Annotated in this window: 26 protein-coding genes and 1 tRNA gene; 12 read left to right on the top strand and 15 right to left on the bottom strand. The window is 71.2% G+C overall.

What is annotated here, in order from left to right; translation table 11 throughout:
- Positions 1-17 precede the first annotated feature (17 nt).
- Positions 18-926, top strand: a complete 909-nt coding sequence (locus ACZ6QQ_RS06385) for a sporulation protein (protein ID WP_465874798.1) — start codon at positions 18-20, stop codon at positions 924-926.
- 47 nt (positions 927-973) lie between these two features.
- Here ACZ6QQ_RS06385 and leuE read toward each other — a convergent pair whose 3' ends face one another.
- Positions 974-1,642: a leucine efflux protein LeuE gene (leuE, locus tag ACZ6QQ_RS06390; RefSeq protein WP_465874799.1), complete on the bottom strand. Its 669-nt coding sequence runs from the start codon at positions 1,640-1,642 to the stop codon at positions 974-976.
- The gene (locus tag ACZ6QQ_RS06395) at positions 1,642-2,886 is read right to left on the bottom strand and encodes a bifunctional pyridoxamine 5'-phosphate oxidase family protein/GNAT family N-acetyltransferase (protein WP_465874800.1); all 1,245 of its coding nucleotides are present in this window, start codon (positions 2,884-2,886) and stop codon (positions 1,642-1,644) included. Before ACZ6QQ_RS06395 ends, leuE begins: the two co-directional genes overlap by 1 nt.
- A 39-nt stretch (positions 2,887-2,925) precedes the next feature.
- Here ACZ6QQ_RS06395 and ACZ6QQ_RS06400 point away from each other — a divergent pair, with 39 nt between their 5' ends.
- From ACZ6QQ_RS06400 to rny, 6 genes are all read left to right on the top strand, one after another.
- Positions 2,926-4,266 carry an aminotransferase class I/II-fold pyridoxal phosphate-dependent enzyme gene (locus ACZ6QQ_RS06400; RefSeq protein WP_465874801.1) on the top strand — a complete coding sequence of 447 codons (1,341 nt, stop codon included), beginning with the start codon at positions 2,926-2,928 and terminating at the stop codon, positions 4,264-4,266.
- A 95-nt stretch (positions 4,267-4,361) separates the two neighbouring features.
- A complete protein-coding gene (locus ACZ6QQ_RS06405) occupies positions 4,362-5,051 on the top strand; it encodes a UdgX family uracil-DNA binding protein (protein ID WP_465874802.1) in 690 nt (229 codons plus the stop codon).
- A gap of 150 nt (positions 5,052-5,201) precedes the next feature.
- The gene (locus ACZ6QQ_RS06410; protein ID WP_465874803.1) at positions 5,202-5,402 is read left to right on the top strand and encodes a DUF3046 domain-containing protein; all 201 of its coding nucleotides are present in this window, start codon (positions 5,202-5,204) and stop codon (positions 5,400-5,402) included.
- A gap of 180 nt (positions 5,403-5,582) precedes the next feature.
- A complete protein-coding gene (gene recA, locus ACZ6QQ_RS06415; RefSeq protein WP_465874804.1) occupies positions 5,583-6,629 on the top strand; it encodes a recombinase RecA in 1,047 nt (348 codons plus the stop codon).
- A gap of 26 nt (positions 6,630-6,655) precedes the next feature.
- Complete coding sequence (locus ACZ6QQ_RS06420) at positions 6,656-7,510, top strand: regulatory protein RecX (RefSeq protein WP_465874805.1); 855 nt, start codon at positions 6,656-6,658, stop codon at positions 7,508-7,510.
- Between the two features lie 518 nt (positions 7,511-8,028).
- Positions 8,029-9,804: a ribonuclease Y gene (rny, locus tag ACZ6QQ_RS06425; RefSeq protein WP_465874806.1), complete on the top strand. Its 1,776-nt coding sequence runs from the start codon at positions 8,029-8,031 to the stop codon at positions 9,802-9,804.
- Positions 9,805-9,886: 82 nt separating this feature from the next.
- On the opposite strand, the gene ACZ6QQ_RS06430 is transcribed toward rny, so the two are convergent.
- From ACZ6QQ_RS06430 to ACZ6QQ_RS06480, 11 genes are all read right to left on the bottom strand, one after another.
- Entirely contained in the window at positions 9,887-10,858 is a 972-nt protein-coding gene (locus ACZ6QQ_RS06430) for an amino acid ABC transporter permease (RefSeq protein ID WP_465874807.1), read from the bottom strand.
- Positions 10,859-10,904: 46 nt separating this feature from the next.
- A complete protein-coding gene (locus ACZ6QQ_RS06435; protein WP_465874808.1) occupies positions 10,905-11,615 on the bottom strand; it encodes an amino acid ABC transporter permease in 711 nt (236 codons plus the stop codon).
- 79 nt (positions 11,616-11,694) lie between these two features.
- Positions 11,695-12,576, bottom strand: a complete 882-nt coding sequence (locus ACZ6QQ_RS06440) for a glutamate ABC transporter substrate-binding protein (RefSeq protein ID WP_465874809.1) — start codon at positions 12,574-12,576, stop codon at positions 11,695-11,697.
- Between the two features lie 60 nt (positions 12,577-12,636).
- Positions 12,637-13,389: an amino acid ABC transporter ATP-binding protein gene (locus ACZ6QQ_RS06445; RefSeq protein WP_465874810.1), complete on the bottom strand. Its 753-nt coding sequence runs from the start codon at positions 13,387-13,389 to the stop codon at positions 12,637-12,639.
- Positions 13,390-13,587: 198 nt separating this feature from the next.
- A tRNA-Sec gene (locus tag ACZ6QQ_RS06450) sits at positions 13,588-13,683 on the bottom strand.
- A 212-nt stretch (positions 13,684-13,895) separates the two neighbouring features.
- Positions 13,896-14,126 carry a hypothetical protein gene (locus ACZ6QQ_RS06455; protein WP_465874811.1) on the bottom strand — a complete coding sequence of 77 codons (231 nt, stop codon included), beginning with the start codon at positions 14,124-14,126 and terminating at the stop codon, positions 13,896-13,898.
- On the bottom strand, positions 14,123-14,320 hold the full coding sequence (locus tag ACZ6QQ_RS06460; RefSeq protein ID WP_465874812.1) for a hypothetical protein: 198 nt from the start codon (positions 14,318-14,320) through the stop codon (positions 14,123-14,125). Before ACZ6QQ_RS06460 ends, ACZ6QQ_RS06455 begins: the two co-directional genes overlap by 4 nt.
- Complete coding sequence (locus ACZ6QQ_RS06465) at positions 14,317-14,607, bottom strand: hypothetical protein (RefSeq protein ID WP_465874813.1); 291 nt, start codon at positions 14,605-14,607, stop codon at positions 14,317-14,319. The genes ACZ6QQ_RS06460 and ACZ6QQ_RS06465 overlap by 4 nt, the downstream gene beginning before the upstream one ends.
- Before the next feature lie 31 nt (positions 14,608-14,638).
- Positions 14,639-14,785 (bottom strand): hypothetical protein, encoded by a 147-nt coding sequence (locus tag ACZ6QQ_RS06470; RefSeq protein WP_465874814.1) that lies wholly within the window; start codon positions 14,783-14,785, stop codon positions 14,639-14,641.
- Positions 14,782-15,003 carry a hypothetical protein gene (locus ACZ6QQ_RS06475; protein ID WP_465874815.1) on the bottom strand — a complete coding sequence of 74 codons (222 nt, stop codon included), beginning with the start codon at positions 15,001-15,003 and terminating at the stop codon, positions 14,782-14,784. Before ACZ6QQ_RS06475 ends, ACZ6QQ_RS06470 begins: the two co-directional genes overlap by 4 nt.
- A 178-nt stretch (positions 15,004-15,181) precedes the next feature.
- Positions 15,182-16,333, bottom strand: a complete 1,152-nt coding sequence (locus tag ACZ6QQ_RS06480; protein ID WP_465875030.1) for a helix-turn-helix domain-containing protein — start codon at positions 16,331-16,333, stop codon at positions 15,182-15,184.
- A 274-nt stretch (positions 16,334-16,607) separates the two neighbouring features.
- On the opposite strand from ACZ6QQ_RS06480, the gene cutA reads away from it, so the two are divergent.
- Both cutA and ACZ6QQ_RS06490 read left to right on the top strand, forming a co-directional pair.
- Positions 16,608-16,943 carry a divalent-cation tolerance protein CutA gene (gene cutA, locus ACZ6QQ_RS06485; RefSeq protein WP_465874816.1) on the top strand — a complete coding sequence of 112 codons (336 nt, stop codon included), beginning with the start codon at positions 16,608-16,610 and terminating at the stop codon, positions 16,941-16,943.
- Between the two features lie 538 nt (positions 16,944-17,481).
- Entirely contained in the window at positions 17,482-17,964 is a 483-nt protein-coding gene (locus tag ACZ6QQ_RS06490) for a hypothetical protein (RefSeq protein ID WP_465874817.1), read from the top strand.
- A gap of 163 nt (positions 17,965-18,127) precedes the next feature.
- Here ACZ6QQ_RS06490 and ACZ6QQ_RS06495 read toward each other — a convergent pair whose 3' ends face one another.
- Entirely contained in the window at positions 18,128-18,391 is a 264-nt protein-coding gene (locus ACZ6QQ_RS06495) for a DUF2277 family protein (RefSeq protein ID WP_465874818.1), read from the bottom strand.
- A 281-nt stretch (positions 18,392-18,672) separates the two neighbouring features.
- Here ACZ6QQ_RS06495 and miaB point away from each other — a divergent pair, with 281 nt between their 5' ends.
- A complete protein-coding gene (gene miaB, locus ACZ6QQ_RS06500) occupies positions 18,673-20,103 on the top strand; it encodes a tRNA (N6-isopentenyl adenosine(37)-C2)-methylthiotransferase MiaB (protein WP_465875031.1) in 1,431 nt (476 codons plus the stop codon).
- A gap of 335 nt (positions 20,104-20,438) precedes the next feature.
- Here miaB and ACZ6QQ_RS06505 read toward each other — a convergent pair whose 3' ends face one another.
- A complete protein-coding gene (locus ACZ6QQ_RS06505) occupies positions 20,439-21,647 on the bottom strand; it encodes a DUF349 domain-containing protein (protein WP_465874819.1) in 1,209 nt (402 codons plus the stop codon).
- Between the two features lie 259 nt (positions 21,648-21,906).
- Here ACZ6QQ_RS06505 and ACZ6QQ_RS06510 point away from each other — a divergent pair, with 259 nt between their 5' ends.
- Both ACZ6QQ_RS06510 and miaA read left to right on the top strand, forming a co-directional pair.
- The gene (locus ACZ6QQ_RS06510; RefSeq protein WP_465875032.1) at positions 21,907-22,602 is read left to right on the top strand and encodes a class III extradiol ring-cleavage dioxygenase family protein; all 696 of its coding nucleotides are present in this window, start codon (positions 21,907-21,909) and stop codon (positions 22,600-22,602) included.
- Positions 22,599-23,519 carry a tRNA (adenosine(37)-N6)-dimethylallyltransferase MiaA gene (gene miaA / locus ACZ6QQ_RS06515; RefSeq protein WP_465874820.1) on the top strand — a complete coding sequence of 307 codons (921 nt, stop codon included), beginning with the start codon at positions 22,599-22,601 and terminating at the stop codon, positions 23,517-23,519. Before ACZ6QQ_RS06510 ends, miaA begins: the two co-directional genes overlap by 4 nt.
- The last annotated feature ends 23 nt before the right edge of the window (positions 23,520-23,542 follow it).

Genomic DNA, 23,542 nt, shown 5'->3' on the forward strand with positions numbered 1-23,542 from the left:
CAGGGCAGGGCCCCAGCGTGGAGGGACGGCCGACGGTGCTCTTCGGCGGAGTGTCACCCGGTACGGGTTTCGCCGTCCGTACCGTGCTGACCAATCCGAGCACCCGGCCGGGACTCGACCTGCCGGGGCGGGTACGGATGGTCGGCGGCGATCGCCCGGTGCCGATCGGGCACGTGGTGCTGGGGCTGGTCACCCGGGCCGAGCCGGCGGACGGCGGGGACGGTTACCTGGAGTTCGAGTTCGGTCGGGTGCCGGTCGCCGGGGCGGTCGTGCTCGGGCCGGGGGAGCGGCGGGACGTGGCGTTCGCCGTACCGATGCCGTGGGAGCTTCCGGTGACGGTGGTGAACGGGCATCCCCGGCTCAACCTGCCGATGGCGTTGCGGACCGAGGTGGCGCTCGGCCCGGACCTGGACCGGGGCGGCCTGACCGGGGTTTTCGTCCATCCGCTGCCGGCCCAGGAGCGGATCATGTCGACCCTCGACAGTCTCGGTTTCACGCTGCGCCAGGTCGGCCTGCAACAGGGGCAGCTGCCGGGGGTGGCGCAGACCCTGCCGTTCCACCAGAAGATCGGCTACTGGGCGGCGCCGCTCTACGCGGGCCCGTTCACCGAGATCGAGCTGACCTTCCTGGCCGGTCCTCGGGGCCTGGACGTGGTCTTCGCGCTGGACCGGCGGCTGGCGCTCGCCGGAGCCAGCCACTACAGCCTGACCCGGTTCCGGGTTCGGCACGCCGACGTCGACCGGATGAACTGGGTCGAGCTGGTGGACAGTTGGGTCCGGCACGCGGTGGCTCGGCACGCGGCGGTCCGCTCGGGTGCCCAGGACGGCCCGGTGCTGCCCGAGTCGGTGGACACGAGCCGTCCCCCGGACCTGCCGCCCGAGGGTGAGGGCATCAGCGGCACCGCCGGCGGCGAGGGCGGCATCTGAGCCCTGCGCCGGTCGCCGCCGGTGGCGCAGTCCGCCGACAGTGCGGCTCAGCCGCTGGCGGTGGCGAGCTTGAGGCCGAAGCCGAGGAAGAGGACACCGACGCCGGTGGTCATCGCCGCGGCCAGCCGGCGGCGACGGCGGAACTGGGCGGCCAGGTAGGTGCCGGTCAGGATCAGCACGGTCAGGTAGAGCACGCTGGCGACCTGCGCGATCACCCCGAGCAGCAGGAAGGAGAGCGCCGGGTAGGGGTAGGTCGGGTCGACGAACTGGATGAAGAAGGAGATGAAGAAGAGGATCGCCTTCGGGTTCAGCAGGCTGATCACGGCCGCCCGCCGGAACGGGTTGCGCTCCGGGGCCGACTCGGCCCCGTCGATCAGCCGGGGTGCGCCCGGGTCGTTGCGGACCCGCCAGCGTCGCCACGCGCCGCGCAGCATGGTCAACCCCACATAACCGAGGTACGCCGCACCGCCGTACTTGATCACCATGAAGATCGGCGGGTACGCCTTCAGCAACGACGCCACCCCGGCGGCGGAGAGCACCATCAGTACGGTGTCGCCGAGGAACACCCCGGCGGCCGCCTGGTAGCCGACCCGTACCCCGCGTTTGGCGGCGGAGGAGAGCACGAAGAGCGAGTTCGGTCCGGGCAGCAGCACGATGGCGACGGTGCCCAGCACATAGGTCCAGATGTCGGTGATCCCCAGCACGGGCGTCATCATCACCCCAGCGGTGCCGGCGGGCGAAGCGAATTCCGGAGCGTGAGCTGTGCCTTTGGCCACTCCTGCGCGATCATGGAGTAGACCACGGTGTCCCGCCACGAGCCGTCCGGCCGTTGCCGGTGCCGCCGCAGCACCCCTTCGCGCTGCGCGCCGAGGCGTTCGATCGCCCGCTGGGAGCGCTCGTTGCGGATGTCGGTGTGCCAGACCACCCGCTCCGCGCCCAGTTCGTCGAAGGCCCGGCCGAGCAGGAGCAGCTTGGCCTCGGTGTTGATCCCGGTACGCCAGCTCGCCGGACCGAGGAAGGTGTGCCCGATCGCCACCGTCCGCCGGGCCTCGTCGATCTCGTAGTAGGAGGTGCTGCCGACGATCCGGCCGGTCCGGGCGTCGCGCTGCACCCAGGGCACCCGGGTTCCGGCGTGCTGGGCGTGCAGCGCCTCGGCGATGATCGCGCGCAGGTCGTCGCGGTGCGCCGGGCGCGGGCTGCTCAGGTGGCGCCAGACCTCGGCGTCGTCGGTGGCCGCGTACAGGTCGTCGGTGTGGGCGAGGTCGAGCGGTTCCAGCCGTACGTGCGAGCCGGCCATCGGGGTCGCGGTGTGCCAGGGCGAGCGGGGCGGGCGCAGGTAGTCGGGGACCGGCGCGGTGACCCCGGTGTCCGGCTCGGCCGGCCCGGCGACCTGCCGCAGCGGCAGCACCCCGGCCCAGTGCGGAAGGGTGTAGTCCTCGGGCTCGTCGATCACCGGCCCGGTCCGGGCCCGGACCGAGACCTCTCGCAGCGGCAGCGCCAGCACCGCCGTCTCGGCCAGTTCCCGTCGGGTCGGCGGGCGGCTGTCGGCGGCCCGACCCCGGCCGACCTTCTCCACCAGCGCGGTCATCGCGGCCAGCTTCTCGGCGGCGTCGGTGACCAGGTGGGCGGTGCCGTGCGCGACCACCGAGCGGTAGTTGGCGCTGTGGTGGAACTGGGACCGGCCGTAGACGAGCCCGTCGAGCAGGGTGACGCCGAGGCAGACCGGCAGCCCGTCCGGTCCCCGGGCGGCGAGCAGCGGCCGGCTGCCGGTGGAGCCGTGCAGGTAGACCGTGTCGTCGACGCGTACGTGCAGGGTGGGCAGGAGTCTCGGCTCGCCGTCGACGGTGAAAGCGAGGGTGCAGTGGTACGCCTCGTCCAGGATCGCGTGCACGGTGTCCCGCTGGTAGTTCATCCGGTCACGGTTCCGGTTGGGCGTGGTCCGTTCCGTCGGCTGGTACACCTGGCGCCTCCCCAATTGTTCTAGTACAATCCAAAAACTGTGGCAGCACATTATCAGATCGAGGGTGGTACGGCAGCCGAGATTTCGGCCAGCGTCGAAACCGGCGTACGCGTCGGAGCCCTGCCCGCCGGTGCCGCCCTGCCGGCGGTCCGGACCCTGGCCGGACAACTCGCCGTCAGCCCGGCCACGGTCGCCAAGGCGTACCAGGCGCTGCGCCAGCGCGGGCTGGTGGAGACCGCCGGACGCAACGGCACCCGGATCCGGCCCCGCCCACCGGTCGCCGCGTCCCGCTCGGCGTTCCGGCTGCCCCCGGTGGCCGGGGCGCTCGACCTGTCCACCGGCGAGCCCGACCACCGACTGCTGCCCGCGTTCGGCCCGCACCTGGCCGCCCTCGCCCACGTCGGCGGCACCCCGATCGGCTACGGCGACGCCGGGGTACTGCCCGAACTGGTCGACCTCGCCGGGCGGCGGCTCGGCGCCGACGGGGTGCCGACCGACTCGATCACCGTGACCAGTGGTGCCCTCGACGGCATCGAACGGCTGCTCACCGCCCGCCTGCGCCCCGGTGACCCGGTCGGGGTCGAGGACCCGGGCTGGGCCAACCTGCTCGACCTGGTCGCCGCGCTGGGCTTCCGGCCGGTCGGCGTACCGGTCGACGACGACGGCCCCACCCCGGCCGGCGTACGGGCCGCGCTGACCCTCGGCGTACGGGCGCTGGTGGTCACCAGCCGGGCGCAGAACCCGACCGGGGCGGTGGTCACCGCAGACCGGGCGGCGATCCTGCGTGACCTGCTCGCTGCCCACCACGACCTGCTGCTGATCGAGGACGACCACGCCGCCGAACTGGCCGCGACGCCGCTGCACAGCCTCGCCGGGACGACCCGGAGCTGGGCGTTCGTCCGATCGACCAGCAAGCCGTACGGCCCGGACCTGCGCCTGGCGGTGCTCGCCGGGGACGAGGCGACGGTGGCCCGGGTGGCCGGCCGGATGCGGGTCGGTGCCGGTTGGGTCTCCACCCTGCTGCAACGGCTCGCCATCCGGCTCTGGCGGGATCCGGAGGTGGCCGCCGGGGTGGCCGAGGCCGGCGAGAGTTACCAGCGGCGGCGGGAGGGCCTGCGGGCGGCGTTGGCCCGGCGGGGGCTGACCGCGCACGGCCGCAGCGGGATCAACGTCTGGGTGCCGGTGCCGGACGAGATCCGCGCGGTGACCGGTCTGCGCGACGCCGGTTACGCGGTCGCGCCCGGCTCGCTCTACCGGCTCGCCACCGGACCGGCCGTCCGGATCACCATCAGCCCGCTCGCCGACGGCGACATCGAGCCGCTGGCCGACGCGCTGCTGCGGGTGACCGACCCCGGCGCACCCGCACCGTTCGGCGCCTGACCCGCCCACGCGCGTGCGGGACCCGGTGCCTGACCCGCCCACGGGTGTGCGGGACCCGGCGCATGAGCGCGGTCGGCCGGGGTAGAAGAGGTTGCATGGCGCAGACCCGGACCGCCCCCGGTGCACGGGAGTTCATCCCGACCGGCGCGAAGAGCCTGACCGCGCTGCGTACGGCCGCGACCTCCTGCGAGGGCTGCGACCTGTTCCACGAGGCGAACCAGACGGTCTTCGGCCGGGGCGCCGCCCACGCCCGGATGGTCATGGTCGGTGAGCAGCCCGGCGACGTCGAGGACAAGGAAGGGGTGCCGTTCGTCGGTCCGGCCGGCCGGGTGCTGCGCCGGGCGGTCGACGACGCCGGCCTGGACCCGGGACAGCTCTACCTGACCAACGCGGTCAAGCACTTCCGGTTCACGATGCGCGGCAAGCGGCGGCTGCACCAGACACCGGACCAGGTGCACATCGTCGCCTGCCGGCCCTGGCTGGTCGCCGAGTTCGCCGTACTGCGCCCGGAGGTCGTCGTGGTGCTCGGCGCGATCGCGGCGAAGTCGCTGCTCGGCCCGGCGTTCCGGGTCACCCGCGACCGTGGGGTGCTGCTGCCGTGGCCCGAGTCGGCCCAGCGGCCGGAGGACTTCACCCGCTCGCCTGCCACCGCGAAGGGGCCGGTCGGACCGACCCGTCTGCTGGCCACCATCCACCCGTCGGCGGTGCTGCGCGCCGACGACCGGGACGACGCGTACGCCGGCCTGGTCGCCGACCTGACCGTGGCCGCCGGGGCGCTCGTCTGAGCGGGCACCTGCGTCGGCAGCCGGTGTCGGGTCGCACCCGTTCGCGGTGGCGGTACCGGTGGCGCTAGCGTTGGCGGTCGGCGCCGGCGGGTGGTGGCGCGGCGATCCGGCGTCCGCGTCGGGTCCGGTGGACGCGAGGGGGTCGGGTCGGTGCGGCTGACGGATTTCTGGACGCGGCTGGAGCAGGTGTTCGGCCCGGCGTACGCGACCAGCATCGCCGCCGATCAGGTGCTGTCCCAGTTGGGTGGCCGGACGGTCGAGCAGGCGCTCGCCGAGGGTGAGGCGACGGTGGTCGTCTGGCGCGCGGTGGTCGCCGCGTACCCCGATCGAGTGCCGGCCCGACTACGCTGAGCTGCTGTTACGGCCTTGTGGCGTGTCGTGGGCGCAGTCGTACACCTGTTCGGCTATTGTCCACAGCGAGGTGCTCGTCCACAGCTCACGGCCGGTCGGCTGTTTTCTGTCGGACCTAGCGCCTAGCGTGTCCGCGTGACGAAAAGTTCAGCAAAGCCGGCGAAGGCAGGGGTGGCAACCATGGCGCCAGGACCTGACCGGGAGAAGGCTCTAGACCTTGCTCTCGCTCAGATCGACAAGCAGTTCGGTAAGGGCTCGGTGATGCGGCTGGGCGAACGGCCGCAGATCCAGATGGCCGTTATCCCGACCGGCTCGATCGCACTTGACGTGGCACTCGGCGTGGGCGGTCTGCCGCGCGGCCGGGTGGTCGAGATCTACGGCCCGGAGAGCAGCGGTAAGACCACCGTCGCGCTGCACGCGGTGGCGAGCGCCCAGCGGGCCGGCGGCATCGCGGCCTTCATCGACGCCGAGCACGCGCTCGACCCGGAATACGCCAAGGCGCTCGGGGTCGACACCGACGCGATGCTGGTCTCCCAGCCCGACACCGGTGAGCAGGCGCTGGAGATCGCGGACATGCTGATCCGCTCCGGCGCGCTGGACATCATCGTGATCGACTCGGTGGCCGCACTGGTCCCCCGGGCCGAGATCGAGGGCGAGATGGGCGACAGCCACGTGGGCCTCCAGGCCCGGCTGATGAGCCAGGCGCTGCGGAAGATCACCGGTGTGCTCAGCAACACCAACACCACCGCGATCTTCATCAACCAGCTCCGGGAGAAGATCGGTGTCATGTTCGGCAGCCCGGAGACCACCACCGGTGGCCGGGCGCTGAAGTTCTACGCGTCGGTCCGGCTCGACGTGCGCCGGATCGAGAGCCTCAAGGACGGCACCGACGTGGTCGGTAACCGGACCAGGGTCAAGGTGGTGAAGAACAAGGTCGCCGCGCCGTTCAAGCAGGCCGAGTTCGACATCATGTACGGCAAGGGCATCTCCCGCGAGGGCTCGCTGATCGACGTCGGCGTGGAGCAGACGATCATCCGCAAGTCCGGCGCCTGGTACACCTACGACGGTGACCAGCTCGGCCAGGGCAAGGAGAAGGCCCGGGAGTTCCTCAAGGAGAACCCGGACGTGGCGGCCGAGATCGAGAAGAAGATCCTGGAGAAGCTCGGCGTCGGGGTCAGCGCGAGCGACGCCGCTGGTGGCCCGGAGCTGCCGCCGGTGGATTTCTGACCGGTCGCTGAGTCTTCCTCTTCATCATGGTGGGACGACGAGGGGCCAGGTCGGGGCGTGGCTGGGATGCCGCACCGCCCCGATCGGGTGGCGGGACCGTGGGGCGTTCGCGGCGGGGGCGTGCCGCGAACGCCGATTCGACCGGTGGCTTCGAGTCGATCGGTGACGCCGGTCCGGCCGGCTGGTCCGAGGACGACCAGGGCTGGCCGGAGGGCGCCTCGGCGTCGCCAGGACAGACCGGCACCGGGTCCGGCTCGGAACGGCCGGGTGGGGCCGACGGCCGACGGCGTGGGCGCGGCGGGGACGCCGCCGCTGCCGGGCCGCCCCGCGACGAGGGGGAGGTGGCTCGCGAGATCTGCCTGCGTCAGCTGGCCGTGCGCCCGCGTACCCGGGCCGAACTGGCGACCGCGCTCGCCCGACGGGGCATCAGCGAGGAGGTCGCCCACCAGGTGCTCGACCGGTACGACGAGGTCGGCATCATCGACGACGCCGCCTTCGCGCGGGCCTGGGTCACCAGTCGCCACCAGGGACGGGGTCTGGCCCGCCGGGCGCTGGCCAACGAGCTGCGCCAGCGGGGCGTCGACCGTGACATCGCCATCGAGGCGCTCGGTGAGCTGGACGAGACGACCGAGGGTGAGACCGCCCGCACGCTGGTGGATCGCAAGCTGCGGACCGCACGGGGCACGCCGGACGCGGTGTTCCGCCGGCTGGTGGCCATGCTCGCCCGCAAGGGCTATCCGCCCGGCGTGGCGATCCGGGCGGTGAAGGACGCGTTGGCGGCGCAGAGCGCCGAGGCGGCCGAGTTCGCCGAGTACATCGACCCGGACGCGCTCGCCGACGCCGAGTCCGAGCTCGACCGGGACAGCCGCGCGGGGGAGTAGCGGCATCGGACGTCCCGCCCGGCGGCGGCAACCGCCGGGCCGGGCTTCCCGAGGGCCTTCGGCCGGCCGGCTCGTCCGGGTATGCCCCACCCGTCATGAGCTGCGGGTAGGCATCCGTGTGCCGTACGTCCGACTCATGCTGGATCATGAGTCCTTGACCGAAGGGCCCCTCGCGACCTAGCCTCGCGTTACAGGTGAGACTGCCCGACCATCGCAGGCTAAACGCACAACATAGATCGCGTAACAGTACGGCATCACTTTGGCCAGTTCAGGGGCCAGATAGCGCGTCACCGGACAGGCCGGTTCCGGTGACGTCACGAACACGGTTCCCGGTCATCGGCGGTGTACCAACACACCGCCGATGGAACCTATCCTCGGCCAGCCGCCTCGGTCGGGCGTCTCGACAGCCGTAGGGCGCGTCATCAGGAGGGCGGACCCTCCGGCGCCGGGCGGTGAGGGGAGGCGGCCATGACCGGGCGGCGCGGGGACATCGGTACGAGTCGCTGTGGGGCGTCGGCATGAGCGCGCTCGAATGGGGGTTGCTCGTCGCGATCGCGGTGCTCGCCGTCCTCGTACTGGCCGCTCTGGTGCTGGGCGCACGGGCACTGCGCCGGATCGGTCTCACCGGGACCGGCCCGGCTCCGGACGACTCCGCCTTCGTCGCCGAGAAGGACCGCCAGGAGCAGTCGCTCGCGGCGCTGCGGTCCGCCGCCGACGAGGCGTACACGACCGTCGACACGGCGAAGTCCGCTGCCGCCGCCGCACGGGCCGAGGCCGCCGCCGCGAAGGCCGAGGCGAGCGCGGCACGGGCCGAGGCCCGCCGGGTGCTGGACGCCGCCCGGGTCGAGGCGGACACCGTACTCGACCGGGCACACCGTCAGGCCGAGACCGACGCCGAGCAGGTCCGCACCGCGGCCCGGCGCAGCGGCGAGCGGGAGATCGCCTCGCTCGCCGCCACGATCAAGGAACAGGCCGTCGAGCTCGAACGACGGGCGGCCAGGATGGACGAGCGGGAGCGGCTGCACACCGAGGAGGTCGAGCGGCTCACCGAGCGGGAACGCCGGCTGACCACCGCGGCGACCGAGCTGGCCGAACGGGAGGCCGCGCTGGCCGTCCGGGAGACCACCCTGGTCGAGGCCGAGGAGCAGCGGCGACGGGAACTGGAACGGGTGGCCGGCCTGACCGCCGACGCGGCCCGTGGTGAGCTGGTCGAGGCGATCGAGGTGCAGGCCAAGCGTGAGGCGGCGCTCCTGGTCCGGGACATCGAGGCCGACGCGCGCAACACCGCCGACCAGCGGGCCCGGCATATCGTGGTGGACGCGATCCAGCGGGTGGCCAGCGAGCAGACCGCCGAAAGCGTGGTCAGTGTGCTGCACCTGCCCGGCGACGAGATGAAGGGCCGGATCATCGGCCGCGAGGGGCGCAACATCCGCGCCTTCGAGTCCGTCACCGGGGTCAACCTGATCATCGACGACACCCCCGAGGCGGTACTGCTCTCCTGCTTCGACCCGGTACGCCGGGAGATCGGCCGGCTCACCCTGGAGAAGCTGGTGCTGGACGGCCGGATCCACCCGCACCGGATCGAGGAGGTCTTCGAGACCGCCAAGCACGAGGTGGAGCGGCTCTGTCAGCGGGCCGCCGAGGACGCCCTGGTCGAGGTCGGCATCACCGAGATCCACCCGGAGCTGGTCACCCTGCTCGGTCGGTTGCGCTACCGGACGTCGTACGGGCAGAACGTGCTCAAGCACCTGGTCGAGACCGCGCACATCGCCGGCATCATGGCCGCCGAGCTGCGGCTGGACGCCCCGACGATCAAGCGGTGTGCGTTCCTGCACGACATCGGCAAGGCGCTCACCCACGAGGTGGAGGGCAGCCACGCGCTGATCGGCGCCGACCTGGCCCGCAAGTACGGGGAGTCCGACGAGGTCGTGCACGCGATCGAGGCGCACCACAACGAGGTGCAGCCGCAGACCATCGAGGCGGTGCTGACCCAGGCGTCGGATGCCTGCTCCGGTGGTCGGCCGGGTGCGCGCCGGGAGAGCCTGGAGGCGTACGTCAAGCGCCTGGAGCGGATCGAGGAGATCGCCGGCGGCAAGTCCGGGGTGGAGAAGGTCTTCGCCATGCAGGCGGGTCGGGAGATCCGGGTGATGGTGAAGCCGGACGACGTCGACGACATCGGTGCGGCGGTGCTGGCCCGTGACGTGGCCAAGCAGATCGAGGAGGAGCTGACCTATCCGGGTCAGATCCGGGTCACCGTCGTACGCGAGTCCCGGGTCACCGAGATCGCCCGCTGACCGGACGGGCACCACCCCGGCATACGAACGAACCCGGGTCAGCCGGAGGGCTGGACCCGGGTTCGGTGGTGGGTGATCCCGCTCAGGCGGCTCCCGCGCTCCCGTCGGCGCCGGCACGGGCCGGCGTCATGATGTTGATCGGGGGCAGACCCTTGGTCTTGCGGCCCCGGGCGAGTCGCCGTTGGACGTACTCGGCGAGCTTGGAGAGCAGGTAGTTGAGCAGGATGTAGATGGCGCCGACCACGGCGTACACCTGGATCGGGTTCTCCAGGTTGCCGATGAGGAACGCACTGACCCGGAGCACCTCCTCGTAGCCGATGATGAAGCCGAGCGAGGTGTCCTTGAGGACCACCACCAGTTGGCTGATCAGCGCCGGCAGCATGATCCGCAGCGCCTGCGGCAGCAGGATCATGCGGGTGATCTGGAACGAGCTGAGGCCGCAGGCCAGGGCCGCCTCGCGTTGCCCGCCGGGCAGCCCCTCCATCCCGGAGCGCATGATCTCGCCGATCACCACGCTGTTGTAGATGGTCAGGCCGATCACCAGGTACCAGAGCCGGTCGCCGAGGTCGACGCCGACGTCGGGCAGGGCGGTCGCCACGAAGAAGATGGTGATCACGACCGGGAGGCCCCGGAAGACCTCGACGCAGAACCGGGTGATCGTGTTGAGCACCCAGCTCAGCACCCGCAGTCCGAGCGCGGCCGGGGCGGGCAGGCCGACGAAGCGCCGCTCGCGCAGTGCCTTGAGCTGGACCCGCAGGACGGCCAGCGCGAGGCCGACGACCAGTGAGCCGACGATCGCCAGGCCGGCGGCGGTGAGGGTGGCGATGAAGCCGTCCCGGATCCGGGCCCAGACCAGCGAGAAGACCTCGTTCTCCGGGTCGACCAGCGGTCCCCATTTTTCCATCGTGAACTGGCCGCTCTCGTCCAGCGGCCGGTAGACGAGGAAGTAGGCGAAGGCGGCGACGCCGATGACGGCGATGACGCTGCCGATCAGGGTCAACCGTCGGGCCCGGGGGCCGGGGTTGTCGTAGAGCACCGACTGCTGCTGGTTCATGCCGCGTCCTCGCCGTGCGTCGCGTACCGCTCGATGTTTCGCTCGTTCATCGGACGCCGACCGCCCGTCGTCGCTCGACCCGGTCCAGCAGGAGGCCGAGCGGCACGGTCAGCAGCAGGAAGCCGATGCTGATGCCGATGAAGACCGGGATGATCGCCTCACCGGCCTGACTGGTCAGGTTCGTGCCGGAGCTGGTGAGGTCGCCGGTCACGCCGAAGAAGCCGGCCAGCGCGGAATTCTTGATCATTGCGATGATGACGCTGCCCAGCGGCACGATCGCCGACTTCCACGCCTGCGGCAGGACGACCAGCCGCAGGTTCTGGGTGAACGTCAGGCCGATCGCCCGGGCGGCCTCGGCCTGGCCGGGCGAGACCGCGTTGATGCCGCTGCGGATCGCCTCGCAGACGAAGGCGGCGGTGTAGAGGCTCAGCGCGATGATCACGAACCGGAAGTACGGCAGTTCGTTGCCGAGCCGGGTGGAGATCGAGCTCAGCCCCGGAATCCGGAGAAAGTCGCCGTTCGATCCCAGTGCCGGCAGGACGAAGGCGGAGAAGAAGAGCACGATCGTCAGCGGACAGTTGCGGAACACCGTCACGTACGCCGTGCCGATCCACTGCAGAGGTGGCACCGGCGAGATCCGCAGGACCGCCACGAGGGTGCCGATCAGTAGGGCACCGATCGCGGAAAACACGCAGAGCTGGAGGGTGACCCAGAGTCCTCCGGCGAAGACGTCGAAGTTGTCGACGAGCACACTCACGGACAGGCCTCTCTCATGGTCACCCTCCAGCTCCAGCGGTGAAACTCAGTACCGGCCGTAACGCGGTACCAGGGGAAACTCAGTACCGGTTGATGCTCGGGCCGGTCGGTACGGCCGAGTCGAACTTGCCCGCGGTGTCGGTCCACGCCTTGGCGTAACGGCCGTCGGTGTAGATCTTCTCAAGGGTGTCGTTGATGAAGTCACGGAAGGCGGTGTCGCCCTTCTTGACCCCGATGCCGTACGGCTCGTCGGTGAACTTCTGGCCGGCGAGCTTGAACTTGCCCTCGTTCTTGGCGATGAAGCCGGTGAGGATGACGTTGTCGGTGGTGACGGCGTCGACCTGGCCGCCGGTCAGGGCGTCCACGCACTTCTGGTAGACGTCGAAGACCACCAGCTGGGCGACCTTGTCGGCCAGGTACTTCTCGATGTTCGCGGCGGGCGTCGAACCCGCGACCGAGCAGACCTTCTTGCCGCTGGTCTTGAACGAGTCCGGGCCGGTGATGCTGGTGTCGTCCGCCTTGACCATGATGTGCTGACCGGCGACGTAGTACGGACCGGCGAAGTCGATCCGCTCCTTGCGCTTGTCGTTGATGGTGTACGTCGCCACCACGATGTCGGCCTTGCCCTGCTCCAGGACCTCCTCGCGGACGGCCGACGGGGTCTCGATGTATTCGATCTTGCTCTCCGGGATGCCGAGCTCATCCGCGATGATCTTGCCGATCTCCACGTCGAAGCCGGCCGGCTTGTTGTCCAGACCCTTCAGGCCGAAGCCGGGCTGGTCGAACTTGGTGCCGATGACGATCTTCTGGGCCTTGTTCAGCTTCTCCATGGTGGTGCCGGCGGCGAAGCTCTTCGCCTCCGGTGCCGCACCGGTTCCGTCACTGTCGTCGCCACCGCACGCGGCAACACCCAGCGTCAGGGCTGCGACGGCGGCCAGCGTGGCCACTCGCGAGATACGCATGTACATCTCCTTCTTCGACGAAGCGGTCGCCCCCGGCCGGGGCGCTCCACACTGGACGCCCTAGTGCGTCAAGATCTTGGACAGAAAGTCCTTGGCCCGCTCACTGCGGGGGTTCGCGAAGAACTCCTCCGGGGGAGCGTCCTCGACGAGCTGGCCGTCGGCCATGAAGATGACCCGGTTCGCCGCGTGCCGGGCGAAGCCCATCTCGTGGGTCACCACCACCATCGTCATCCCGTCCCGGGCCAACGAGGTCATCACGTCCAGCACCTCGCCGACCATCTCCGGGTCCAGGGCGCTGGTCGGCTCGTCGAAGAGCATCGCCTTGGGCTGCATCGCCAGGGCGCGGGCGATCGCCACGCGCTGCTGCTGTCCACCGGAGAGCTGCGCCGGGTACTTGTCGGCCTGGTTGGCGATGCCGACCCGGTCCAGCAGTGCCAGGGCGCGCTCGCGCGCGGCGGCCGGCTTCTCCTTGCGTACCTTCACCGGACCGAGCGTGACGTTCTGCAGGATCGTCTTGTGCGCGAAGAGGTTGAACGACTGGAACACCATGCCGACCTCGCTGCGCAGGCGGGCCAGGGCCCGACCCTCGGCCGGCAGCGGCTGGCCGTCGAAGACGATGGTGCCCGAGTTGATCGGCTCCAGGCGGTTGATCGCACGGCAGAGCGTCGACTTGCCCGAGCCGGACGGCCCGATCACGACGACCACCTCACCGCGGTTGACGGAGAGATTCACGTCGTGCAGCACATGGAGCGGGCCGAACCATTTGTTGACCCCGTCAAGCTTGATGAGCGGTTGGTCGGTCGCCGCGGTCATGCCCCCACCTGTCTGGTCTGTGGCCCCCTGTGTGGGCCCCAGTCTGCTTTGGTTACGCAACTGTAGGGGACCTGACGTGCGGCGACGCAAACGATCTGGTCACGAGGCGGTAACACGGCCCGGACGTCGGCGGGTTGCGGTCCGCCCGTCCGGTTCGCTTCAGACCACCGGCGTACGGGCCTGGCCTGCGAAAACTTGTGGCGGAGGCGTACGGGAATCGAACCCGCCCGGCCGAGTTGCTCGACCGCATCGGTTTTGAAGACCGAGAGGACCACCAGGCACCCGCCCGCCTCCATCTTCAGCACCTTAGCGTTCGCCCTGGTCACAGCCTTGGTAACGACCCACCATCCAGCCGAACGTCGCACTCGTCACGTCTGCTGGCTGCGCCGCGCCCTCGGACCGTCCCACGTCGGCCGCCGGGTAACAGTTGGAACACGGCCCGGACCACGGTGGTCCCCCCCCGGGGCCTCATCCGGTCCGGTGCCGGTTGCCGCCGGCCGGACCGGTCAGAGCAGGTGCACCCGTTCGGTGTCACCGTCGGTGTTCCGTACGGTGAGGCTCCCGCCGCCGCGTTCCACCAGGTCGAGCACCAGGTGGTAGACGACGAGCGCCCGGTTGATCGTGTCCGTCTTCGTGTCCCTGGTTCGCGCGCACGCCGCGTCCAGGGCGTCGACCGCGCGTGGGTTGAGGTTGACCGTGACCTTCGTCAGCGTCCGGTCCGGCTCGGCGGCGGTCACGGGGTCGCGGCGGCGAGCAGGATCGGTACCATCTCGCCCGCCTTGCCGCCGGCCCGCTGTCGGAGCGCCCAGGCCAACTGCTCACACCCGTCCGGCCGGCACTGCGGGCACCGGCGCTCACCGAGGTGCCCGTCGATGGTCCGGGTCGCCGCCCACCAGAGCGCCGCTGGGGTGAGCGGTTCGTCCTGGCTCACGGCCCGCTCCAGCTTCCGTGCGCCCTGATGGCCCGTTCCACCGCAGCCACCGCGACGTACTCCGCGACGCAGGGCGGGTGCGACGGGTGGGCATCGCACGCGTCCTGGTGGCCGGACACCCAGATCTCGTGATGCCTGCCGCCCTCGCCGACCTGTCGGCCGTGGATCCGGTCGGCGCCGACCAGCCGGATCGTCTTGCGGGTGGCGGCCAGCACCCCGGACTTCGCGTACCACTCGCCCGGCTCCAAGGTCACGACCAGGCCATCCAGCAGCGATGCTCGCACCACCTCACCACCTCACCGCCGGGCCCGGTGGCCGTCACCACTCGCCCGGCAGTTCCACCAGGGCCCGCGCCTTGTCGAGGGCCGGGCAGCCGTCCTCGGTGCACCGCTCGCACGTGCTCTCACGGTGCTGGGCGGCGATCCGCAGCGCGTCCCGGATCATCTGTTCCGCCTCGCTGCTCACAGCCACCGCCCACGGTTGCCGCGCGCCGGGCGGACACGGGTACCGGTCCGGCGCGGGCCGCCGATCGCCACCGCGCCCACGATCAGGGTCACGAGGATCCGCTCGGGTTGGACGGCCTCCGGTTCCGAGTCGGGTGCCGGCCGGGAAGCCGCCGGCTCGATCGAACCGGGGTCGGGTCCGTCGGCGAACCACTTCCGCCGAGTGCTGTTGATCGCCACTGCTCACCTCCAAGTCAGGTGGAGCACGGGACCCGACACGGGAAAATTGGGTCCGGTGCCCCGCTGGTGGACGCACTGGCAGCCCGCATCGCCACTGATCAGGCAAGAGTCGCCACGTCCGTGATCAGGACGCTACTGATCGCAACCGGTGCGAGTGGAACGCTTACGCACCACTACCTCAGACGGCGACGCCCATCCGCTCACACAGCCCCCGTAGCTCGGATCCCCCCGCGCCCCGGCGTAGCAGCGCTCTCGCGGTCTCCCGGGTCGATGAGGACGATCGGGCATGCTGAGGACCAACCCGCTCGGCGGTCAGGAGCCACCGCACCGCGTCCCGGTCACGGCCCAGGTCGGTGTGGCCCCGGGCCATGTCCATGTAGAAGTACACCTGACGCTGCGCGGGAAGCCCGTCGACTCGCACCCGGGCTGCGGTCTCCATCGCCTCGCCCGACCGTCCCGTGTCGAGCTGGTTGGCCATCTGCCACAACGCCACGTTGCGGGGGCCCCACGTCATGTCCCAGCTCGTCGTCTCCCCGGTCCGCTGCGCGATCCGGGACGCCTCGGCCAGGTGGCTTTCCGCTGCGGCGGCGTCGCGGACGCCCGCCGAGTGGTGTGCCCGCGCCAGGTGCAGGAAGCCGAGCAGGTCCAGGGCGGCCGGCGCGTTGAGATGGTGCTCCAGGTCCTCGGTCGCCCTCTCGGCGGTGGAACGAGCCGGGCCGTACGCTCCCGAGTACGACAGAACCCGAGCCCTGTTCGCGGCGGCCACCGCCAGCGCCACCGGGTCCTCAAGCCGTCGCGCGGCTTCCTCGCAGTGGTCTACGGCAAGCCACGCCTGCGCCGGGTAGCCGACGTTCAGCAGACAGCCCATCGCTACCCCGTACACCGGGACCATCGCCTTCAGTGTCTCCCGCTGCTCCTTCAGATCATGCAACGCGGGGATCAGGGTCACGAGGCGGTGCAACGCCCCGGCGTAGTCGCACCGGCCGTAGAGATCCCGCACGAGCGCGGATTCCCGCAGCAGCGCACCGGCGGGCACCGGGGACCGCGTGACCGGCTCGGTGAGCGGGTGGCTCATCATCGTCCGCCAGACCCGCTCGGCGTCGATGCGGGCGGACTCCAGTTGTCGGTCCGCCGACGTGTACGGCTGGCCGGTCAGCTCGACCACGGAGCATTCGAGAGCGGCAGCCAGGTCAACGATCATGTATCGATCGGTACGCTGCTGCCCACGCTCGATGCGCGACCACGACGTGTGTGAGATGCCAGCCCGGCTGGCCGCGTGGCGGACGCTCCATCCGTGAAGTTCACGACGGTGGCGGATGCGTTCCCCGATGGACGGGTCGGACGGCACGGGCCGACGAGGCATAGGGGTGAACCTTCCCAGGTAGGGCTGGGGGCGGCGGCACGCCAGGCCCTACCCCGGCGGGCCGCCAATTCGGACGGTACACCGTCAGAACGATCGAGGGAGCGGGACCGAGACGCCGCCAACCCGGACCATCGCGGTCCGGGCCGGCTCGCCCAGCCTTCTGTTCTGGAGAACAGGAGGCTGGGCTACTTCGCCTTCGCCACCTCGCCGAATTCGTCCGCGGACCGCATAGGCTCCGGCAGTGAGCGACTACCTCCAGGTGGTCACGGCAACCGAGACGAGTGCCGTAGCCGTCGACCTCGCGCAGTCCGCCGTAGCCGCCCGCCTGGCCGGCGGCGCCCAGGTCATCGGCCCGGTCGTCAGCGTGTTCTGGCACCTCGGCAAGCAGGGCACCGGCGAAGAATGGCGGCTGGTGCTCTACACCATGGCCGACCGGTACGACGCCCTGGAAGCGCACCTGCTGGAGCACCACCCCTGGGGCAATCCCCAAATCATCGCCACACCGATCGTCGCGGGTTCTACGGAGTACCTGGAGTGGCTCCGGCGATCAGTCGGCGCTGCTGGGCCCACTGCGTAGCCTCGTCTCCAACTCATGGACGTAGGACTTGGAGTGAAAGGTCAACTTGGCCAGGTCACGTAACGACAGGCTCCGGTCGGCGCGGAGCTGACGCATTCGCGCGGGGAACGACGGATCAACTACGCGTGCCCCCGGTGCCTCCCAGATAGGGAGGACACCGGGCCCAACCCCAGCAGGCCGCCACTTCGGACGGTGCAGGCTCAGAACGATCGATGGGGTACGGCTGAAACGCGGCCATCGGCCTCGATCCGTCGAGAGCCCGTCTCCACGGCTCCGTCCGCCTCCCCGGCCGACACCGGTACGACTCCGCCGAGTGTCGGTAAACCTACTGCTGCCGGTGGAATACGCTAAGTGAGTGCGGCCGAAAATCGGGAGCGGTAGAGTGTCACCACTCGATTACGGTAGGTAATGGGATAGGCGGATTTCGGCAGATATGGTCACAGACCGGTAACTTAGCCCCGCGCGGCGTCGGCTGCCGGTCACCATCGTCAGTAGGGGCCGTTGCTGCGGCCGTGGCTGCGCACAGCGAGGAGGCGGCGTGACCGAGCTGTGGAACTGGAAGATCGACGACCGTTCGACCGTCGCGGAGGTCTGCTCCGCGCTCGGCGACGTACTCGGGCTGGCGGTGGTGCCGTTGAGCACGGCCGACCCGGCCCGCCTACCGCACGACGCGGTGGTCTGCGACGTGTGGCACAGGCCCGGGGAGTTCCCGACCTCGGTGGACTTCTACGGCATCCCGGACGGGCTGCCCGAGGTGACGGTGATCGCGGCCTTCGCCCGGCGGTTGGGCCGACCGTGCCTGCTGGCGGACGACACCCTCGACCCCGGACGGCACCTGCTGGTCGGATCGGACGGCACGATCCGTCCGGTGCACCTCGACGTCACCGAGGACGACGACGGCGACATCCTCAGCGACCTGCGGCTGTGCAGCGCGCACAGTCCACGGTGCCGGGCCTGGTCGCAGTGCCACCAGTCCGAGTGGGGGCCGGACTCGGTCATCCCGGCACTCGCCGCGGCCTGACCGCCCCGGCTCGCCGACCGTCGGCCTGACCGTCTCGGCCCGCCGAGCGTCGGATGGGCTGACCGGCCCGCCGCGCGTCCGGGGGACCGGGGGTGACCGGACCGCTCGTGGCCCGAGGGGCGTCACGGGCGGGTCCGGTCCGGGGTGGGGAGGCGGCGGCCGGTCAGCCGGCGCTCGTCGTCGCGGTCCGGGCGTCACCGGCACCGGCCTGCGCCGTACCGCTGCCCCGGACCACGAGCTGGTCGAGCAGGGTCCGGGTGGCCTCGGCCACCGCGTCGACCGCGGCCTGGAACGCTGCCGCGTTGTGCGCCGCCGGGCTGCGGAACCCGGAGATCTTCCGGACGTACTGCAACGCCGCCGCCTCGATGTCGGCCACCGTGACCTCCTCGGCGTACGGCTCACGCAGGGTCTTGATGCTGCGGCACATGCTTCCTCCTGGTTCTCCGGTTGCCCGGAGCCCGGTCGAGCCGGACCCGGATGGTGGCGCCGGTCGGTCGGCCGAGCGCGCTGCCCCGTTCACTCTGCCACCGACGCGGGCATCCGGCGGTGCCGCGTCACCCGCCACCGGCGGGTCAGCGGCGTACCGGGGTTCCGGCCCGGCCCCACCCGTCCCGGTCGGGACGAGACGGACGGCTACGCTTGGTGGCCGTGGGAGAGGGGCATCCGACTGTGTCGAAGAGCTACCAGGTCGTGACCTACGGCTGCCAGATGAACGTGCACGACTCGGAGCGGATCTCCGGCCTGCTGGAGCAGGCCGGTTACGTACGTGCCGCCGAGGTCGACGAGCCGGACGTGGTGGTCTTCAACACCTGTGCCGTACGCGAGAACGCCGACAACCGGCTCTACGGCAACCTCGGCCACCTTCGCCCGGTGAAGGACAAACGCCCCGGCATGCAGATCGCGGTCGGCGGCTGCCTGGCGCAGAAGGACCGCAGCGAGATCGTCCGCAAGGCGCCCTGGGTCGACGTCGTCTTCGGCACCCACAACATCGGCTCGCTGCCGGTGCTGCTGGAGCGGGCCCGGCACAACTCCAGTGCCGAGGTGGAGATCCTGGAGTCGCTGGACGTCTTCCCGTCCACGCTGCCGGCCCGGCGCGAGTCGACCTACGCCGGCTGGGTGTCGATCTCGGTCGGCTGCAACAACACCTGCACCTTCTGCATCGTGCCGTCGCTGCGGGGCAAGGAGAAGGACCGGCGCCCCGGCGACGTGCTCGCCGAGGTGCGCGCCCTGGTCGCCGAGGGCGTACTGGAGGTGACGCTGCTCGGGCAGAACGTCAACTCGTACGGGGTCGAGTTCGGTGACCGGCTCGCGTTCGGCAAGCTGTTGCGCGCCACCGGGGAGATCGACGGGCTGGAGCGGGTCCGGTTCACCAGCCCGCACCCGAAGGACTTCACCGACGACGTGATCGCGGCGATGGCGGAGACGCCCAACGTCTGCCACTCGCTGCACATGCCGTTGCAGTCGGGCTCCGACGACGTGCTCAAGGCGATGCGGCGCTCGTACCGGTCGGACCGCTACCTGGGGATCATCGAGAAGGTCCGGGCGGCCATGCCGGACGCGGCGATCACCACCGACATCATCGTCGGTTTCCCCGGCGAGACCGAGGCCGACTTCCAGCGGACCCTCGACGTGGTGCGCGAGGCCCGGTTCTCCTCCGCCTTCACGTTCCAGTACTCGAAGCGCCCCGGCACCCCGGCCGCGACCATGGACGGCCAGCTGCCGAAGCAGGTCGTGCAGGAGCGCTACGAGCGGCTGATCGCATGCGTCGAGGAGATCACCTGGGCGGAGAACACGAAGCTGGTCGGCGAAACCGTCGAGCTGCTGGTCGCGGTCGGTGAGGGGCGCAAGGACGAACGTACCGGGCGGATGTCCGGGCGGGCCCGTGACGGCCGGCTGGTGCACTTCGACGCCGGCCCGGACGGCGCGTCGGTCCGCCCCGGCGACATCGTGCACACGGTGGTGACCTACGCGGCGCCGCACCACCTCAACGCCGACTCCGCGCCACTGGCTCACCGCCGGACGCGGGCCGGTGACGCGTACGAGGCGGGCCGGGTTCCGCGTACGTCGGCGGTGTCGCTGGGCCTGCCGACGCTCGGCGCACCGCCGCTCGCCCCGGCCGCCAGCGCCTGCGACCGCTGAGCCGCAGGGCGGGACCCCTCGCACACCTTGGTCACCGGCGGGGAGGCGGCGCCGGGCGGCGGTTCACCTCCGGTGGCCGTGCCCTGGTCGGCGCCGGTGATCCCGCCGGGTCGACATCGTCCGGCTTTTTTTGCCGTACGGATCGAACCGTGGTCGAAGTGTCTGGCTCCCGCGTTCGCTTGCCCGGGGCAAGCGCTTTCCTGAGGCAACCATGGATGTGAATCGATGTAAAGCCTCACCCCGGACCGAACAGACGAAAGGGCCCCACCCCACCGGACTACGGCGGGAGGGGCCCGATCAGTTCGCCTGCTTCGCCAACCGGCGAATCGGTCCGGTCAGCTCGCCTGCTCCGCCAACTGGAGGAACTGCCGCTTGGCGGCGAGCGCCGACTCGGCCTCGCGGATCCGCTTGGCGTCCCCGGCCGCCTGGGCCCGAGCCAGCCGCTGCTCGGCCTCGGCCACCTGCTCGCGCATCTGCACCAGCAACGGATTGGCCGACGGCTCCGTACGCCGCCAGGCCGAGTCCATCGCCTGCCGTACCTTCTCGTCGACAACCCGCAGCCGGCGGTCCAGCCCGGCGGCCGCCTCGCGCGGCACCCGCCCGGCGTCGTGCCACGCCCCCTGGATCTCCCGCAGCTTGGCCTGCGCGGCCCGGGGGTCGCCGTCCACGTCCAACGCCTCGGCCTCGGCCAGCAACGCCTGCTTGCGCTCCAGGTTGCCGCGCTGCTCGTTGTCCCGCGCCGAGAAGACCTCACTGCGGCGGGAGAAGAACGCGTCCTGGGCGGCCCGGAACCGGTCCCAGAGCTTCTGCTCGGCCTCCTTCGACGCGCGGGGGGCCGCCTTCCACTGCGTCATCAGGTCCTTGAGCCGGTTCGCGGTGACCGCCCAGTCCGTCGACTCGGCCAGCGTCTCGGCCTCGGCGACCAACTCCTCCTTCGCGCCCTGGGCCTGCTTGCGCTGGGCGTCCAGGGTGGCGAAGTGCGCCCCGCGGCGACGGGTGAACCCGTCCCGCGCGGCGGCGAACCGCTTCCACAGCTCACCGTCGGTCTTCTTGTCGACCCCGCGAATGCTCTTCCACTCGTCCAGGATCTCCTTGAGCCGGTCACCGGCGGTCTTCCAGCCGGTCGACTCGGCGGCCAGCTTCTCGGCCTCCTCGACCAGCGCGGTCTTGCGAGCCAGTGCCTCGGTCCGGGCCGACTCGCGAGCCGCCCGTGCCTCACCCGCCTTCTCGTCGGCGACACCGGCCAACTTGTCCAGCCGGGCGGCGAGCGCGTCGATGTCACCCACCACGTGCGCCTCGGCCAACGACCCGCGCAGCCGCCGCACGCTCGCCAGTGAGTGCGCCGCGTCAGCGGCGCCGGAGTTGAGCCGCGCCTCGATCAGGTCCACCTCGGTGACCAGGTCGGCGAAGCGGCGGGCGAAGTGCGCCAACCCCTCCTCCGGTGCCCCGGCCTGCCAGGAACCGACCACCCGCTCGCCCTCGGCCGTCTTGACGTAGACCGTGCCGTCCGCGTCCACCCGTCCGAAGGCCGTCCAGTCGCTCATGTGCCCATCCTCGTTCTCCCGGCGCCACCGAAGAAAGAGGTCCCCCGGGGTCGCCGCCACGGCGCAGTCATATTGCAGCGAAGTTTCTCCCCGGCATTGTCACAGGTCCCACCGGGTCCGCGTCGAGCGCCTGTGGTCGACCGTGACCATACGGTGTCCTTGACCATGGCCGATCGGTATGCAAGCGGGTGTAAGGTCCGAACCCAGCTACGGTGGTGGCGTGTCTCTGATCGCCGCCGCCGTCTGCCCGCACCCGCCGATGATCGTGCCCGAGATCGCGGGTTCGGCCGCCGTCGAACTCGACGACCTACGGTACGCCGCCGACGCGGCGATCGCACAACTACTTTCCGTCGCCCCCGATCTGCTGGTGGTACTCGGCGGCGGCGACCGTACCGAAACCCTGCCCGGCCCGTACGCGGGGAGTTTCGCGCCCTGGGGAGTGGAGACCGGATTCGTCCTCGGCGAGCGGTCGGCGGGGACCGGGGACCGGTCCGAGCGGCGGACCGGGCCACTGAGCCTGCTGGTCGGTGGCTGGCTGCTCAGCCGGCACGACCTCGGGGCGGCCGAACTCAGCCTGGACTGCGTCGACACCGCCGCGACCGCCGGGGAGTGCGCCGCGCTCGGTGCCGGGCTGGCCGACCGCCGGCCCAGGGTCGCGCTGCTCGTACTCGGGGACGGGTCGGCCTGCCGGGGGGAGAAGTCACCCGGCTACGACGACCCGCGCGCCGTCGCGTACGACGAGGGGGTTGCCTCGGCCCTCGCCGGGGCGGACACCGACGCCCTGCTCGACCTGGACCCGATGCTCTCCACCGAGTTGCGGGTGGCCGGGCGGGCGCCGTGGCAGGTGCTCGCCGGCGCGGCCGGACCCGGCTGGACCGGTGCGATCGGCTACCACGCGGCACCGTACGGTGTCGGCTACTTCGTGGCCGGCTGGCAGCGGGAGGAGCGCTCATGAGCCTCGTCGTCGCCGTCGTCGGCCCGACCGCCGCCGGCAAGTCGGCGCTCAGCATCGCGCTCGCCGAGGCGCTCGGCGGTGAGGTGGTCAACGCCGACTCGATGCAGCTCTACCGGGGCATGGACATCGGCACCGCCAAACTCACCCCGGCCGAGCGGGCCGGAGTGCCGCACCACCTGCTGGACATCTGGGACGTCACCGAGCCGGCCAGCGTGGCCGAGTACCAGCGGCTGGCCCGCGCCGCGGTCGACGACATCCTCGCCCGGGGCCGGGTGCCGCTGCTGGTCGGCGGCTCCGGCCTGTACGTCCGCGCGGTCCTGGAGGAGTTCGAGTTCCCCGGCACCGACCCGGCCCTGCGGGCCCGGCTGGAAGCGGAACTGGCCGACACCGGCCCGGCCCCGCTGCACGCCCGGCTGCGGGCGGTCGACCCGGACGCGGCGGCCAGCATCCTGCCCGGCAACGGTCGGCGGATCGTCCGCGCCCTGGAGGTGATCGAGCTGACCGGCGGCCCGTTCACCGCCGCCCTCCCGGAACCGAAACCCTGGTACGAATCGGTGCAACTCGGCGTCGACCGGGACACCGCGCTCCTAGACGAGCGGATCGCCACCCGGGTCGACCTGATGTGGGCGGCCGGCCTCGTCGACGAGGTACGCGAACTTGCCGGGCGGGGCCTGCGCGACGGCCGGACCGCCGGCCGGGCGCTCGGCTACCAGCAGGCGCTGCGCCAACTCGACGGAGAGCTGACCGAGGAGCAGGCACGCGCCGAGACGGTCCAGGCGACCCGCCGGTTCGTCCGCCGCCAACGCAAGTGGTTCCGCCGCGACCCCCGGATTGGCTGGCTCGACGCGGCCCGGTCGGACCTGGTCGAGGCGGGGCTGAAGGTGGTCGAGACCGCTCGGGAGCGGGCTCGGGGATGATTGCGCCGATGATCGGGAATGAT

Source organism: Micromonospora sp. NPDC049529, from assembly GCF_055586685.1.